Source organism: Pseudomonas sp. FME51, from assembly GCF_014897305.1.
The window spans coordinates 15,730-29,774 of the sequence record NZ_JABUYN010000007.1 but is presented as its reverse complement, the minus strand read 5'-3'; the positions used below and the strand labels follow the sequence as shown (position 1 = coordinate 29,774).

The 14,045-nt window shown below is 59.9% G+C and carries 16 protein-coding genes; 6 read left to right on the top strand and 10 right to left on the bottom strand.

From position 1 onward, the window contains the following. Positions 1–156 precede the first annotated feature (156 nt). A complete protein-coding gene (locus tag INT39_RS13280) occupies positions 157–936 on the bottom strand; it encodes an exodeoxyribonuclease III (protein ID WP_193074439.1) in 780 nt (259 codons plus the stop codon). Between the two features lie 73 nt (positions 937–1,009). Between INT39_RS13280 and pyrE the strand changes: the two genes are divergently transcribed. After that, positions 1,010–1,654 carry an orotate phosphoribosyltransferase gene (gene pyrE, locus INT39_RS13275; RefSeq protein ID WP_193074438.1) on the top strand — a complete coding sequence of 215 codons (645 nt, stop codon included), beginning with the start codon at positions 1,010–1,012 and terminating at the stop codon, positions 1,652–1,654. Between the two features lie 40 nt (positions 1,655–1,694). Next, a complete protein-coding gene (locus tag INT39_RS13270) occupies positions 1,695–2,291 on the top strand; it encodes a DUF4124 domain-containing protein (RefSeq protein ID WP_193074437.1) in 597 nt (198 codons plus the stop codon). Between the two features lie 36 nt (positions 2,292–2,327). On the opposite strand, the gene INT39_RS13265 is transcribed toward INT39_RS13270, so the two are convergent. Genes INT39_RS13265 through coaBC form a run of 5 tightly spaced genes read right to left on the bottom strand, consistent with a single transcriptional unit; the run spans position 2,328 to position 7,889 of the window. Next, entirely contained in the window at positions 2,328–2,759 is a 432-nt protein-coding gene (locus tag INT39_RS13265) for an acyl-CoA thioesterase (protein WP_193074436.1), read from the bottom strand. Positions 2,760–2,764: 5 nt separating this feature from the next. Continuing rightward, a complete protein-coding gene (gene argB, locus INT39_RS13260) occupies positions 2,765–3,670 on the bottom strand; it encodes an acetylglutamate kinase (RefSeq protein ID WP_193074658.1) in 906 nt (301 codons plus the stop codon). 16 nt (positions 3,671–3,686) lie between these two features. Beyond that, positions 3,687–6,179: a phosphomannomutase/phosphoglucomutase gene (locus tag INT39_RS22835; protein WP_193074434.1), complete on the bottom strand. Its 2,493-nt coding sequence runs from the start codon at positions 6,177–6,179 to the stop codon at positions 3,687–3,689. Positions 6,180–6,209: 30 nt separating this feature from the next. Further along, on the bottom strand, positions 6,210–6,665 hold the full coding sequence (gene dut, locus INT39_RS13250) for a dUTP diphosphatase (protein ID WP_193074433.1): 456 nt from the start codon (positions 6,663–6,665) through the stop codon (positions 6,210–6,212). Between the two features lie 9 nt (positions 6,666–6,674). After that, positions 6,675–7,889, bottom strand: a complete 1,215-nt coding sequence (coaBC, locus tag INT39_RS13245) for a bifunctional phosphopantothenoylcysteine decarboxylase/phosphopantothenate--cysteine ligase CoaBC (protein WP_193074432.1) — start codon at positions 7,887–7,889, stop codon at positions 6,675–6,677. A 167-nt stretch (positions 7,890–8,056) separates the two neighbouring features. On the opposite strand from coaBC, the gene radC reads away from it, so the two are divergent. The 3 genes from radC (at position 8,057) to rpmG (ending at position 9,320) form a co-directional block, all read left to right on the top strand. Then, positions 8,057–8,731 (top strand): RadC family protein, encoded by a 675-nt coding sequence (gene radC, locus INT39_RS13240; protein ID WP_193074431.1) that lies wholly within the window; start codon positions 8,057–8,059, stop codon positions 8,729–8,731. A 185-nt stretch (positions 8,732–8,916) separates the two neighbouring features. Next, entirely contained in the window at positions 8,917–9,153 is a 237-nt protein-coding gene (gene rpmB / locus INT39_RS13235; protein WP_193074430.1) for a 50S ribosomal protein L28, read from the top strand. 11 nt (positions 9,154–9,164) lie between these two features. Then, positions 9,165–9,320, top strand: coding sequence for a 50S ribosomal protein L33 (gene rpmG, locus INT39_RS13230; RefSeq protein ID WP_022960960.1), 156 nt, complete (start codon positions 9,165–9,167; stop codon positions 9,318–9,320). Positions 9,321–9,390: 70 nt separating this feature from the next. On the opposite strand, the gene INT39_RS13225 is transcribed toward rpmG, so the two are convergent. The 4 genes from INT39_RS13225 to desA form a co-directional block, all read right to left on the bottom strand. Continuing rightward, a complete protein-coding gene (locus INT39_RS13225; protein WP_193074429.1) occupies positions 9,391–10,284 on the bottom strand; it encodes a peptidoglycan DD-metalloendopeptidase family protein in 894 nt (297 codons plus the stop codon). A gap of 117 nt (positions 10,285–10,401) precedes the next feature. Next, positions 10,402–11,697 (bottom strand): PQQ-dependent sugar dehydrogenase, encoded by a 1,296-nt coding sequence (locus INT39_RS13220; RefSeq protein WP_193074428.1) that lies wholly within the window; start codon positions 11,695–11,697, stop codon positions 10,402–10,404. Then, positions 11,694–12,119, bottom strand: coding sequence for a DUF2231 domain-containing protein (locus INT39_RS13215; RefSeq protein ID WP_193074427.1), 426 nt, complete (start codon positions 12,117–12,119; stop codon positions 11,694–11,696). The genes INT39_RS13220 and INT39_RS13215 overlap by 4 nt, the downstream gene beginning before the upstream one ends. 175 nt (positions 12,120–12,294) lie before the next feature. Beyond that, a complete protein-coding gene (desA, locus tag INT39_RS13210) occupies positions 12,295–13,485 on the bottom strand; it encodes a delta-9 fatty acid desaturase DesA (RefSeq protein WP_193074425.1) in 1,191 nt (396 codons plus the stop codon). Positions 13,486–13,700: 215 nt separating this feature from the next. On the opposite strand from desA, the gene INT39_RS13205 reads away from it, so the two are divergent. Continuing rightward, positions 13,701–14,045 carry an ArsR/SmtB family transcription factor gene (locus INT39_RS13205; RefSeq protein WP_193074422.1) on the top strand — a complete coding sequence of 115 codons (345 nt, stop codon included), beginning with the start codon at positions 13,701–13,703 and terminating at the stop codon, positions 14,043–14,045.

Below are 14,045 nucleotides of genomic sequence, written 5' to 3'. Positions count from 1 at the left end.
GGCCACGGAATAGCGTTTGTATAAGAGAAAGTGGTAATAAGTGATGTTGAGTTTAACAGGGGGAGGGTCGATCAATAATTGATCAACATCAAAACGGAAGGCTAAAAACAGAAGAAAGAGAAAGCGGACGCGCCTGATGGCAGCGCCCGCGAGCGATCAGATGCTCAGCACCCAGTCATAATCGATGATGACCGGCGCATGCTCCGAGAAACGCACCTTGCGCGGAATGGTCGCGTGTTTTGCGAAACGGCGTAGGCCGGGCGTAAGGATCTGATAGTCCAGGCGCAGACCCAGATTGAGGTCCTGAGCTTGCTCGCTGTCCGGCCACCAGCTATAGAGGTCGGACTCGCGGGTCACTTCGCGTAGCGCGTCCACATAGCCCAAAGTACCGAAGATCTCATCCATCCAGGCCCGTTCCGGCGCCATGAAGCCAGGTTGATGCTGGCAATCGCGCCAGTTCTTCACGTCCAGCTTCAGATGGGCAGTGTGCAGCGAGCCGCAATAGATGAACTCGCGGCGTTTGCGGCGCTGCTTGGTCAGGTAGGTGGTGAAGTCATTCATGAACTTGAATTTCTGGTTCAGGCTCGCATCACCGTCGCGACCCGAAGGCAGCAGCAGGCAGCCAATGCTGACCTTGTCGAAATCCGCCTGGATATAGCGCCCGTAACGATCCGCCAACTCGAAGCCGAGTCCCATGATGATCGCTTTGGGTGCGGTCTTGGTATAAATGGCTACGCCGCCCTGGCTGGGCACTTCTGCCTCGAAACAATACTGCCAGTAACCCTCAAGCCAATAAGGATCCTGTTCCAGCTCGGGAGCGGTGACGCGTATGTCCTGAAGGCAGATAACGTCCGCATCCTGCGTGCGCAGCCAGTCAAACAGACCCCGGGCCGCCGCGGCCTCGACACCGTTGACATTAAGACTGATGATTCGCATACATGGCTCCCTCAAAATCGTGCGTGTATGATACCCGAGCTAAAGCGATTTTTGTTAATGACGAGGGTAATAGATGCACGAATATCAATGGGAATTCATTCGTTTTGCGCTGGACCGGGATGTTTTGCGCTTCGGCGAGTTCACCCTCAAGTCAGGCCGCAAGAGTCCATACTTCTTCAATGCCGGTTTATTCAATACCGGCAGCGCTCTGGCTCGCTTGGGTCGCTACTATGCACAGGCACTGATTCACAGTGGTCCGAAGGATGTCGACATGATCTTCGGGCCGGCCTACAAAGGTATTCCGCTGGCGGCGGTAACCTCCGTTTCCCTTGCTGAAAGCTTTGATATTGATCTGCCATACTGTTTTAATCGCAAGGAAGCCAAGGATCACGGCGAGGGCGGCTCTCTGGTGGGTGCGCCGTTGCAGGGTCGTGTATTGATCATTGATGATGTCATTACTGCCGGTACTGCCATCCGTGAGGTCATGCAGATCATCCGCGCCGCCGACGCTGAGCCGGCTGCCGTGATGGTGGCGCTGGATCGGCAGGAGCGCGGTAAGGGTGAGCTGTCGGCCATTCAGGAGGTCGAGCGTGATTTCGGCATCCCGGTGGTGAGTATCGTATCGCTGACCCAGATTCTGGCGTTTCTGGAGGACGATGCGCAGTTGCGCAAATACCTGCCTGCAGTGCAGGCATATCGCGAGCAATACGGCATCTGATCGCAAGGCCGTATACGAGTCAGGACAGGGTGGTCCCGTTATGCAGAGAAGGATCGGATATCAGGCATTGGCAATGCTGCTTGGTAGTGTGGCCGTTGGCGCCGAGGCGAGCGATCTGTATCGCTACATCAATGACAAGGGCATAACGGTACTCGACAGAAGTGTGCCGCCGCAGTATGTCAGTCGTGGTTATGAGGTGCTGGACGTTGATGGTCGGGTAAAGCTGGTGGTGCCGGCAGCGCCCACTCGTGAAGAGAGGGAGGCCGCGCGCGCCGCCGAGCAGGAGCAGCAGCGCCGCGTTACCGCTGACGGAACGCTGTTGCGCTTGTATTCGGGGGTCAAGGACCTGGATCGTGCCCATGAGCGGCAGATTCAGCAGATCGAAAACCTGATCGCCACTACCGAAGCGGGTCTGCTCACCTTGAAGGCCCAGCGGGATGATCTGCAGAGCCGCGCTGCCGCACAGGAACGCGCGGGTCGCAAGGTCGATCCGCAGATCCTGCGGGAGTTGTCAGAGGTTGAGGCGGAGCAGGGTCGCCTGCAGCGTTTGATCGCCAGCAACCGCAGGGAAGTCGGCGCAGTCAACGACGCCTTTGCCAGCCGTCGGCAGCGACTGCAACAGTTGCTTGCCGACTGAGGCCTGACTCTCCCCAGGCGGCAAGCGTGCTTATGCTTACAGCGTGCCGCTGATTTCCTCGAAGGTGCTGACGGCGTCACGGAAAGCCTGCCCGATGGTCTTGGGCCGCCGGGTTTCCATGTCCGCATGCACATAGACAATCTCACCGGTAACCAACAGTTCCTGCTCGCGATAGATGCCAATGGCGAACTGCATGCTGGTATTGCCCAGCCGGGCGATGCGCACATGAATATCCAATAGATCGTCGAAGCAGGCCGGAGCCTGATACTCCAGCAGGGTTCGCACGGCAAAGAAGTCGCTGCCGGTGATGCCGGTATCCGGATGAGCCGTTTTCAAGGCGCGGAAATACTCGGTGATGCCGACGTCCGCATAGGTCAGATAATGCCCATTGAAGACTATCCCCTGTGGGTCGGCCTCGGCCCAGCGCACGCGCAGTGGGCAGCTGAACCGGAAGTCGTTCGGCTGCATAGCGCTCACTCCTGAGGTTGGTTGGTGATCAGGGTGCCGACGCCGGTATCGGTGAAAATTTCCAGCAACACCGCGTTGGGTACCCGGCCATCGACGATGATGGCGCTGCCCACGCCGCCTTGTACCGCATCCAGTGCACAGCGGATCTTCGGCAGCATGCCGCCATAGATGGTGCCGTCAGCGATCAGCTCATCGACCTGTGTGGTGGTCAGGCCGGTCAGCACCTTGCCTTCCTTGTTCATCAGGCCGGCGATATTGGTCAGCAGCATCAATTTCTCGGCGCCCAGTGCTTCGGCCACCTTGCCCGCCACCAGGTCGGCGTTGATGTTGTAGGAGGTACCGTCTTCACCGACGCCGATGGGCGCGATCACCGGAATGTAGTCGTCGGAAATCAATCGGTTGATCAACTTTACGTTGACCTCGGTCACTTCGCCGACATGGCCGATATCGATGATCTCCGGCTTGTCCATGCCGGGTGTGCGGCGGGTGACTTTGAGTTTGCGGGCGCGGATCAGGTTGGCATCTTTACCGGTCAGGCCGAGGGCGCTGCCGCCGTGCTGGTTGATCAGATTGACGATGTTCTTGTTGACCTGGCCGCCGAGCACCATTTCCACCACGTCCATGGTTGCACTGTCAGTGACGCGCATGCCTTCGATGAACTCGCTGGCGATGTTCAGGCGCTTGAGCAGATCACCGATCTGCGGGCCGCCGCCATGTACCACCACCGGATTGATGCCGACGGTTTTCATCAACACGATATCCTTGGCAAAACCGGCCTGCAGCTCTTCGCTTTCCATGGCGTTACCACCGTACTTGATGACGATGGTCTTGCCGGTAAAACGTTGAATATAAGGCAGCGCTTCGGTCAGGATTTTGGATACCTGGGTAGCGGCGTCACGGCTCAGCATGATGATTTTATTCTCCTGGTCATAAATTGGTCAGATCAAGGTCGGGGGCCACGGCGGCCAGCTGGCTGCGGAACAATTGGCGAATGCGCTCCAGTGCAGCGACGGTATCGGCCTCGAAACGCAGTACCAATACCGGTGTGGTATTGGAGGCACGCACCAGACCCCAGCCATCAGGGTAGTCGACGCGGATGCCGTCAATGGTGCCGATGCGCGCCTGCTCGCCCCAATCGGCTGCGCTGGCCAGCGCTTCCATCAAGCTGAACTTGCGCTCTTCGCCCACGGTCAGGTTCAGTTCGGGCGTATTGATACCGGTTGGGTAGCGGTCGAACAGGGAATTGATCTCGTCGCGATCCTGAGTCAGCATCGAGATCAATTCCAGCAGGCGACAAGCGCTGTAGAGTCCGTCATCAAAGCCGTACCAGCGTTCCTTGAAGAACACATGGCCACTCATTTCGCCGCCGAGCAGCGCATTGGTCTGCTGCATCTTGGCCTTGATCATCGAATGGCCGGACTTCCACATCACCGGACGCCCGCCCAGGCGGCTGATCAGCTGCGGCAGCTGGCGGGTGCATTTCACATCAAATACGATGTCGGCGCCGGGGTTGCGAGTCACTATATCTTCGGCAAACAGCATCAGCAGACGGTCGGCGCAGATGATCTCACCGTTGGCGGTCACCACGCCGAGGCGGTCGGCATCGCCATCAAAGGCCAGGCCCAGATCGGCGTTGTGTTGTTTGACGATCAGCAGCAAATCCTGCAGGTTCTCGGGTTTGCCGGGGTCCGGGTGATGGTTGGGGAATGCACCATCCACCTCGCAGTACAGCGCCACCACCTCGCAGCCGAGTTTTTCCAGCAGCGTCTGGGCGATCACTCCGCCCACGCCATTGCCGCAATCCACTACTACCTTGAGCGGGCGAGCCAGCAGCACGTCATCAACGATGCGGTCGCAATAATGCTCGAGGATTTCCATCGGTGCGCAGCTGCCGTTGCCCTCATGCAGTCTGTTCTGCTCCAGGCGTTGGCGCAGGGCGCTGATGCGCTCGCCGGCCAGGGTCTGGCCGGCGATGACGACTTTCAGACCGTTGTAATCCGGTGGGTTGTGGCTGCCGGTCAGCATCACCCCCGATGTGGCCTCGGTGATATGGGTGGCGTAGTACAGCACCGGGGTCGGCACCATGCCCAGATCGATTACCTGACAACCGCTGTCGGTCAGGCCGCGTATCAATTGGCTGCTCAGCTCGGGGCCGGATAACCGGCCATCACGCGCCACTGCAACCTTGGGTTGACCGGCATCGATCGACTCGCTGCCAATCGCTCGGCCCAGCCAGTAGACATGGTCTGCGGTGAGGGTGCGCCCAACCACGCCGCGGATATCATAGGCGCGGAAGATTTCCGCCGGCAGGGGTGGCGGGCTGCCTGTGGCGAGCGTATCCGGCAGGTCATCCAGAATGTCGATATCCAGCACCTCTTCCAGCGCTGGCAGCTGCGGTTCAGTGGTGACGGGTTTGGCTGACGGCATCGCGGTTTTGGGTTTGGCTATCGGCATGGTCGGAGCCTGTGCTGCGCGGCTGGCCAGCTGCATGATGTTCTGGGCCAGTGGTTCAAGTGGACCCAGGCGCAGGCCGGCGGCCTTGTGTCCCTTGGTCAGCTGTTCCAGCGTTTCGGCATCGGTGGTCAACGCCTTGTTCCAGCGGCGCTGCAGAAGCATCAGGCTGGCCAGTGCGCCTGCCAGCACCAGCAGAACAGCCGCGAACAGGACCAGCGGGTTGGGTGCCCCGGCGCCCATGGCAGTACCGCCTTGAAACGCCAGCTTCCAGGCCGGGTTGTCGGTAGGCAGGCTGAGCACCTCGCCATGCCCGCTGCCGCTTTGGTACAGCGGCTGTGTCGGGCTGGCGGGGAATTGCTGAATCAGTGAGACCTTGCCTGCGCCGTCTGGCAGTTGCGGCAATCCAGCGGTCAGGCGCTGCAGCTCGAATACCGCCAGCAAGCTGCCACCGACCGGTGATTTGGGTGAGGCGCGCAGCGGCTTGACCATATATAGCCGCCAGTGATCGCCGACCTTGTGTGCTTCTGCCGGTACCGTCAAGCCGCGCTCGGCGCGTCGGATCATGTCCAGAGCAGCGAAGCTCAATGGCGCCTGGTCGTGGTCGATGCTGCGTGCTGCGCCGGGCAGGTGTGTATAGACCGCCAGGTTATCGGCGAACTGGTAATGCAGCAGGCGATCCAGTGTCGCGTTGCCGCCTTGCTGCAGGGTTGCCTGTAGTTGCGGGTTGGCGGCGACCCGGGTCAGGTCGGCATCAAGCTGCGCCAGAGTCTGGTTGAAAGCGCTTTGCTGTTGGCTGGCGTAGGCGCTGCTCAGGTCCTTGCGGTAGTGCTCGGCTGTCGGACCAAACAGCAGCGCCCATAACAGGACGCCTGCAGCAGCCAGGCCTGCGAGGATCAACAGCAGTGGCGCCAGGGTGCCCGGTACGGCGCTGGGTTGTCGGTTCATGGATGGTTTTTTCAGCTTCATTTCTTATTGCCTCCCTGCAAATCAAAGAAATCAGTGGCTGCCGGTATGTCCGAAGCCACCCGCGCCACGCTGGCTGTTATCGAACTCGCTGACAATCTCCAGTTGTGCCTGTACCACAGGTACCAGTACCAGTTGCGCGATACGTTCGCCCGGCTCGATGGTGAAGGTCTGTTGCCCGCGGTTCCAGCAGGAGACCATCAGCTCGCCCTGGTAATCAGAGTCGATCAGGCCGACCAGATTGCCCAGCACTATGCCATGTTTATGGCCCAGTCCCGAACGTGGCAGGATCATCGCAGCCAGGCCTGGATCGGCAATGTAAATCGCCATTCCGGTGGACAGCAGTGTGGTCTGACCCGGCTCCAGCGTCAGGGGAGCGTCGAGCATGGCGCGCAGATCCAGTCCGGCGGAGCCGTCGGTGGCGTAGGCCGGAAGGGGCCATTGCTGGCCGAGGCGGGGGTCAAGGATGCGGGCTTGCAGGGCGTGCATGGTATTTCCTCAGGCTGGGGTATTCAGGCGAGCGGCGATGAAGGCAATGAGCTGACGGGCCAGCTTGTGTTTGCTGGCGCGCGGCAGGGGGTGCTGGGTCAGGCTGCGGTCGATCAGGGTGACGGCATTGTCATCACTGTTGAAGCCGATATCCGGCTGGCTGACGTCATTGGCAATGATCAAATCGAGATTCTTGCGTGTCAGCTTGTCGCTGGCATAGGTGAGCACATCATCGGTTTCGGCGGCGAAGCCGACACAGAAAGCGGGGCGCTGATTGTGACTGGCCAACGTCGCGAGAATGTCCGGGTTGCGCACCATGGTCAGCGTCATGCCGTCGTCGCTGGCGGTATCCTTTTTCAGTTTGCCGGGTGCACAGCTGGCGGGGCGGTAATCCGCTACCGCCGCCGAGGCGATGAACAGATCCGCCGGCAGCGCAGTTTCGCAGGCCGCCAGCATGTCGGCAGCACTGATCACGTCGACGCGATTGACTCTGGGCGGGGTGGGCAGAGTCACCGGGCCGGCCACCAGGGTGACCTGAGCACCGGCCTCGGCAGCCGCTTCGGCCAGGGCAAACCCCATCTTGCCGGAGCTGTGGTTGGAAATGTAGCGCACCGGGTCGATGGCCTCGCGGGTCGGCCCGGCATTGATCAGCACATGCCGGCCACTGAGCAGGCCGCGCTCGAAGCACTCAGCGCAACGGGCAGCGATGTCCGTGGCCTCGAGCATGCGACCGGGACCGATATCGCCACAGGCCTGCTCGCCGGCAGCCGGGCCGAATACCTTGACCTCACGCTGCAGCAGCGTGGCCAGGTTGGCCTGAGTAGCCGCATCACGCCACATGGCCTGATTCATCGCCGGGGCCAGCGCTATGGGGGCATCGGTGGCCAGCACCAGCGTCGTCAGCAGGTCGTCTCCGCGGCCATTGGCCAGGCGGGCCATCAGATCGGCGGTAGCCGGCGCGATCAATACCAGATCGGCCCAGCGTGCCAGCTCGATGTGGCCCATGGCGGCCTCGGCAGCCGGATCCAGCAGGTCGCCATGCACCGGGTTGCCGGACAACGCCTGCAGGGTCAAGGGGGTGATGAATTCATGGGCCGCGCGGGTCATCACCACACGCACCTCGGCGCCGGCATCCTTCAGTCGACGCACCAGTTCGGCACTTTTATAGGCAGCGATCCCGCCGCTGATTCCGAGTACCACCTGCTTGTTCAACAACCGCTGCATCATCGACTCCAGCATGCCTGGCAAATGGCGCTAACGATACCATATGGCGACCACGTCACGCGCGCTCCATGCGCTGCTCGACCCGTGATGCGGCGCGTGCCTATACTCCAGTTTTGCCAGCACGAAAAGGGAAGTACGTGTCTGCCTGACTGCAAGGAGCACATGCCATGCCCATTACCGACTGGCCGGCGGCGGAACGCCCCCGGGAGAAACTATTGTTGCAGGGCGCTGCGGCGCTATCCGATGCCGAGCTGCTGGCGATCTTTCTGCGTACCGGCTTGCCGGGGCGTAGCGCGGTGGATCTGGCGCGCGATCTGTTGCACGGCTTCGGCAGTCTGCGCGCACTGCTGCAGGCTGATCAGGCAGACTTCTGCAGCCACGCGGGGCTGGGACCGGCCAAGTTCGCACAGTTGCAGGCGGTCATGGAAATGGGGCGGCGGCATTTGTTCGAAGATATCAAGCGTGGCGACGCGCTGACGTCACCGGGTGCGGTGCGCAACTTCCTGCGTAGCAAGCTGATGACATTGCCCCATGAAGTCTTTGCCTGCCTGTACCTGGATAACCAGCATCGGGTAATCGCCTTTGAGGAACTGTTTCGCGGCACGCTGGACAGCGCCAGCGTCTATCCGCGTGAGGTGATCAAACGCGCGCTGTCGCACAATGCTGCCGCGCTGATTCTGACCCACAACCACCCGTCGGGTGTGGCTGAGCCGAGCCAGGCCGATCTGCTGTTGACCCGGCGTCTCAAGGAGTCGCTGGCAATGGTGGATATACGGGTCCTGGATCATCTGGTGGTGGGAGATGGTGAGCCGGTTTCCTTTGCCGAACGCGGGCTTTTATGAGAGGTTTTCATGAAAAACCATTGCCTGGTCGAGCGTATTTTGATATAAAGCTCCGCTCTTCTCGGGGCTGTTCCTATAATCCGCGTTTTACAGTGAAGCGTGAGCGGTTGCCCCGACTGGACAACAGATTCTTTTTATGACTTCCAACCAGTTCGGGTTGGGCAAGTGGTTGGAGAGGGTTAACCATGTCTCGAGTATGTCAAGTGACCGGCAAGCGTCCGGTGACTGGGAACAATGTTTCCCACGCTAACAACAGAAGCAAACGTCGTTTTCTGCCTAACCTGCAGCATCACCGCTTCTGGTTAGAATCCGAAAAACGTTTTGTCCGTCTGCGCACATCCGCCAAGGGCATGCGCATCATCGACAAGCGTGGCCTTGAAGTCGTTCTGGCTGAAATGCGCGCTCGCGGCGAAAAAATCTAAGGAGAAGGTTCATGCGTGAATTGATTCGTTTGATCTCCTCTGCCGGTACTGGTCATTTCTACACTACCGACAAGAACAAGCGTACTACTCCCGACAAGATCGAAATCAAGAAATTCGATCCGGTTGTACGCAAGCACGTGATGTACAAGGAAGGCAAGATCAAATAAGATCTGCCTGACTGACAAAAAACCCGCCTAGGCGGGTTTTTTGTTGTCTGTTACAACAAAACCTGCACGCCTACCGTTCCCCACCCACCGCAAAATTGGGCATGCTGTCCACCGGCTGGGCGAACTCGAAAGGGATGGAGACGGTGTGCAGGCCGACGTTCTTCTGAACCACGAAATGCAGATGCGGCCCGGTGCTGTTGCCGGTATTGCCGGATAACGCAAGTAGACTCCCCGCCGGTACCCGCTGACCTTCGCGCACGCTCACCGAGCCGTGTTTCAGGTGCAGGTAGACGCCCATGGTGCCGTCATCATGCAGCATCCGGACAAAATTGCCGGCCGGGTTGGTGCCGCGACCGTTTTGCTGATTCTCGGTTTTGATTACCAGCCCACTGCGGGCAGCAACGATGGGCGTACCCACCGGCATCGCGATATCCACCGCATAACGCCCTTTCGGCCCGGTATGACTGTAGCGTCCGCCCGGCCCCTGGGTCATGCGGAAGGGGCCGCCGCGCCAGGGCAGCGGATAGGCTTGCGGGTTATGTTCGGCACGGGGATCGCCCAGGGCGTAGCGCAACTTGTGCTGGTAGCGTGGCGTGCCCTTGCCATCCGGAGCCAGTGTCAGCAGGCGGATATTGCCACGTGGCGGCAACACCCAGCGTACCGGTTTGGATGGTGCGCCCAATACATGTTCAGCAGAGGTGACCGCCAGTTCGATTTCGACTGGAACGTAGAGGTCATTGTTGACGATCAGGGTGTCGCCGCTGGGATGTTTACGCGTGGTGACATACACCTGACGGTCATTGTTCTCGACCATGTTGTCACGGAACAGGAACACCTTGGCGCCCTGCACACGCTGGTCGGTGTAGGTGACGACGCCATTCTCGTCGGTGTACTTGTAAATTGTGGAGCCAAGCAGGGCCGGACTGGCCATCAGCAGGGCGGCTCCCAGGAAGTAGGTACGCATCCGTTGCAACCATCAGAGTCGTGACTGAGCGCCAAGGATAAACCGTGGCGCCCACGAAAGCGACCTGCGCAAAAGGGTTGCTCGGTACGTTTGTCCGAAACCCTGATGCGCTGTCCATTACTGCGCCGGTGTTACCCGCCAGATGGTATTGGCCAGATCGTCGGCGACGATCAGCGCGCCGCGTGGATCCACGGTGACGCCAACTGGCCGGCCGCGGGTCTTGCCGTCCTCGCCACGGAAGTCATAGACGAAATCAACCGGTGGGCCCGAAGGTCTGCCATCGCTGAAAGGAACGAATATCACTTTGTAGCCAACCGGATTGGTGCGGTTCCAGCTGCCGTGTTCACCAACGAATACACCGTCGGCAAATTCAGCACCCATGGCCGGAGTGGAGAAGTCGACCCCGAGGGCGGCAACATGCGAGCCCAGGGAATAGTCTGGGGTGATTGCCGAGGCGACCTTCTCCGGATTCTCCGGTTTGACGCGAGGGTCCACATTCTGGCCCCAGTAGCTATAGGGCCAGCCATAGAACCCGCCTTCCTGAACCGAGGTCAGATAGTCCGGCACCAGATCAGGACCCAGCTCGTCGCGCTCGTTGACTACCGCCCAGAGCACGTCGGTACCGGGCTGCATGGCCAGGGCGGTGGGGTTGCGCAGGCCGGTCGCGTAGGGCTTGTGCAAGCCGGTCTCGGCATCGATCTGCCAGACTTCGGCACGGTTGACCTCCGCGTCCATACCCCGCTCGGTGATATTGCTGTTGGAGCCGATACCGACATACAGGAAGCGGCCATCCTCACTGGCGGTGAGAGCCTTGGTCCAGTGGTGATTGATTGCCGATGGCAGGTCGGTGATCTTCTCCGGCGGGCCGCTGGCCTGGGTCTGGCCTTCTTCGTAATCGAAGCGCACCAGGGCATCCTGGTTGGCGACGTACAGATTGTCATCGACCAGCGCGAGCCCGTAGGGCGCGTTCAGATCCTCGGCGAACACGGTCTGTTCTTCGTAGGTGCCATCGCCATCAGCATCCCGCAGCAGGGTCAGACGGTTGCCGCTCTTGACCTGAGTATTGCCCTGGGACTTGATGTAGCCTGCAATCACGTCCTTGGGCTTCAGTGCTTTGGCGCTCCCGCCCCGGCCTTCGGCGACCAGGATATCGCCGTTGGGCAATACCAGTGTCTGGCGCGGGATCTTGAGGTCGGTGGCGATGGCGGTAATGGTGTAGCCTTCCGGCACAGCCGGGACTCGATCGCCCCATTGCGCCGGTTTGGCGATGACCATGTCAGGAAGCAACCCACGTTGCGCCTCGGGTAATTGGTCAATGGTGCCGTAGGCTTGCTCCTCGGCACCTTCGTTACCGCCGCAGGCGCTTAGCACAACCGCTACAGCGGAGATGTAAAAGACATTGGAAAATCTCATTCCCGACCTCCTGTATTTTTGGTGGAGAGGCCGAACCAGGCGGCGACGCATGCCAGCACGGTGACTATGACCGACAGCACAGGCGCGCTGGGCATGATCGCCCAGGCGTCTTTGGCGTGAATCAGCGCATTGATGAAGCCGATGATCCAGGTGGCCACCAGTAGCAGCAGGGAAAGCAGTGCGCATCCACCACGGTGGTTGGCTCGGAACAGCCCGATCAGCCCACAGAGAACGGCCAGTCCGGTAAAGACCAGTCCGCCGGCAATCAACCAGGAAGCAAAGTTGCTCCACTGAATCTGGTAGCTGGATGAATAGGCGAAATCGCTCAGCATGGCGCCGATGAAAAGCGGAATGGGGCCAGCGAGCAAGATGGCATGAAGCGGATGCAGCGCGCTTCGACTGGGGCGTTCAGCAGTAGCCATGGGGTGGGTTCCTCTATGTGGGTCGAGCGGAGTCGGGGAGTCGGGCTGATATAGCGCGGCCTGAGTCCCGCTCTTGGAATCGGATAACGGGTCGTGCCGCCGGAGTATAGCCCACCTGGGGCACCTTGGCCGTTGCTGGTGCCTCAGAAGACTGAAGGAGCGTGGCGGAAACGGCTCAGGCAGCCGCCGGCGACGGTTGCAGCGAATAGGTGCGCAGGTGTGCAGCAAAGTCTTCCAGCGCCTTGATCCGGGTAGCTTCGGCCTGCGCGCACCAGTCGCTCAGTGCCTGCAGCATGTCATGCCCATTGCTGCTGGTGCGCGTCCAGATCTGCTGCAGGGCCAGGCGTTTTTCATAGATGATACGCAGTGACTGGCTCTGTTCCAGGATGGTCTGGATCTTTGCTTCCTGCTGCGGCGCCAGCAGGCTGGGCTCCCGTCCCAGCAGACGTTTGGCGCGGCGAAAGAGGTGGCGTACCGACTCGTCAACCCGGTGAATCTCCTGTTGTGCCAGAGGCTTGATGACCTCCTTGCGATACTGCGCCATGATCTGGAAACGGTTGTTCAGAATGGCCATGGCGGTATCCATATCCAGGGTCTGCTTGCCCTCGATGCGGTGGGCGATCGGCGTGGTGCGACGTACCTTGGCCAGGCCCAGGGCGCTGAACAGGCGAATCCACATCCAGCCCATGTCGAACTCCCATTTCTTCACCGACAGCTTGGCCGAGTTGGGATAGGTGTGGTGATTGTTATGCAGCTCTTCGCCACCGATCAGAATGCCCCAGGGCAGGATATTGGTGGCGGCGTCGCGGCATTCGAAGTTGCGATAGCCTACGGCGTGACCCAGGCCATTGACCACGCCGGCCGCCAAGAGCGGAATCCACATCATCTGTACCGCCCACACGGTCAGACCGAGCACGCCGAACAGTGCCAGATCAATCAGCAGTAAGCTGACGATGCCGGCATTGCGAAAGCGGCCGTAGAGATTGCGTTCAATCCAGTCATCCGGGCAGTTCTTGCCGTAGATACGCAGCGTATCTTCGTTCTTTGCCTCTTCCATGTAGAGCTCGGCACCCTTGCGCAGCACCGTTGACAAGCCTTTCTGTACCGGGCTGTGCGGATCATCCGGCGTCTCGCATTTGGCGTGGTGCTTGCGATGAATCGCGGTCCACTCGCGGGTATTCATGCTGGTGGTGAACCACAGCCAGAAACGGAAAAAATGTTTCAGCGCCGGATGCAACTCCAGCGAGCGGTGTGCCGAATAGCGATGCAGATAGACGGTCACACTGACGATGGTGATATGCGTCAATACCAGAATGATCGCCAGCAATTGCCAGCCGGAAGGATCAAGTAAGCCGTTGTACCACATGAACCGGAACCTCTTTGGAGACGGATGGAAAACGGGTTTCCATGGCCTGAGTATGCATGAGCTGCATCAAACTGACATGACCGCAGGGCGATTGGAAGAGGCTGGCGGGAGGGTAATTGCTACGGGATATTTTCCGCTTCGCTCGAGAGAGAACAATCCCAGCCAGCAGATATGAAACGTTGACAGTTTTTTGATCTGTCTATATGTTTGGACGCATGGAAATAATTGATGCTGTTGCCAGTTTCGCTGCGCTTTCTCAGGAAACCCGCCTGGAAGCCTTTCGGCTGCTCGTGCGCCATGAGCCGGAGGGGCTCGCGGCTGGTGAGATAGCGCGCCAACTGTCGGTGCCCCACAACACCATGTCGGCGCATCTTGCCGTCCTGTTGCGGGCAGGCTGGGTTGCTTCTCGCCGGCAGAGCCGTTCGATCATCTATCGCGCGAACCTTGCCCATATGAACGACACCGTCCAGTTCCTGGTGCGCGATTGCTGTGCAGGCCACCCGGAAGTCTGCGATCCACTCAGTACTTCACCCGTTACATGCGCCAAGAGCCAGGAGTAA

What these genes read in the sequence shown, in the direction of transcription:
- INT39_RS13280 (WP_193074439.1), bottom strand. Translation starts at nt 936, where the DNA reads ATGCGAATCATCAGTCTTAATGTCAACGGTGTCGAGGCCGCGGCGGCC.
- pyrE (WP_193074438.1), top strand. Translation starts at nt 1,010, where the DNA reads ATGCACGAATATCAATGGGAATTCATTCGTTTTGCGCTGGACCGGGAT.
- INT39_RS13270 (WP_193074437.1), top strand. Translation starts at nt 1,695, where the DNA reads ATGCAGAGAAGGATCGGATATCAGGCATTGGCAATGCTGCTTGGTAGT.
- INT39_RS13265 (WP_193074436.1), bottom strand. Translation starts at nt 2,759, where the DNA reads ATGCAGCCGAACGACTTCCGGTTCAGCTGCCCACTGCGCGTGCGCTGG.
- INT39_RS22835 (WP_193074434.1), bottom strand. Translation starts at nt 6,179, where the DNA reads ATGAAGCTGAAAAAACCATCCATGAACCGACAACCCAGCGCCGTACCG.
- dut (WP_193074433.1), bottom strand. Translation starts at nt 6,665, where the DNA reads ATGCACGCCCTGCAAGCCCGCATCCTTGACCCCCGCCTCGGCCAGCAA.
- coaBC (WP_193074432.1), bottom strand. Translation starts at nt 7,889, where the DNA reads ATGCAGCGGTTGTTGAACAAGCAGGTGGTACTCGGAATCAGCGGCGGG.
- radC (WP_193074431.1), top strand. Translation starts at nt 8,057, where the DNA reads ATGCCCATTACCGACTGGCCGGCGGCGGAACGCCCCCGGGAGAAACTA.
- rpmB (WP_193074430.1), top strand. Translation starts at nt 8,917, where the DNA reads ATGTCTCGAGTATGTCAAGTGACCGGCAAGCGTCCGGTGACTGGGAAC.
- rpmG (WP_022960960.1), top strand. Translation starts at nt 9,165, where the DNA reads ATGCGTGAATTGATTCGTTTGATCTCCTCTGCCGGTACTGGTCATTTC.
- INT39_RS13225 (WP_193074429.1), bottom strand. Translation starts at nt 10,284, where the DNA reads ATGCGTACCTACTTCCTGGGAGCCGCCCTGCTGATGGCCAGTCCGGCC.
- INT39_RS13220 (WP_193074428.1), bottom strand. Translation starts at nt 11,697, where the DNA reads ATGAGATTTTCCAATGTCTTTTACATCTCCGCTGTAGCGGTTGTGCTA.
- INT39_RS13215 (WP_193074427.1), bottom strand. Translation starts at nt 12,119, where the DNA reads ATGGCTACTGCTGAACGCCCCAGTCGAAGCGCGCTGCATCCGCTTCAT.
- desA (WP_193074425.1), bottom strand. Translation starts at nt 13,485, where the DNA reads ATGTGGTACAACGGCTTACTTGATCCTTCCGGCTGGCAATTGCTGGCG.
- INT39_RS13205 (WP_193074422.1), top strand. Translation starts at nt 13,701, where the DNA reads ATGGAAATAATTGATGCTGTTGCCAGTTTCGCTGCGCTTTCTCAGGAA.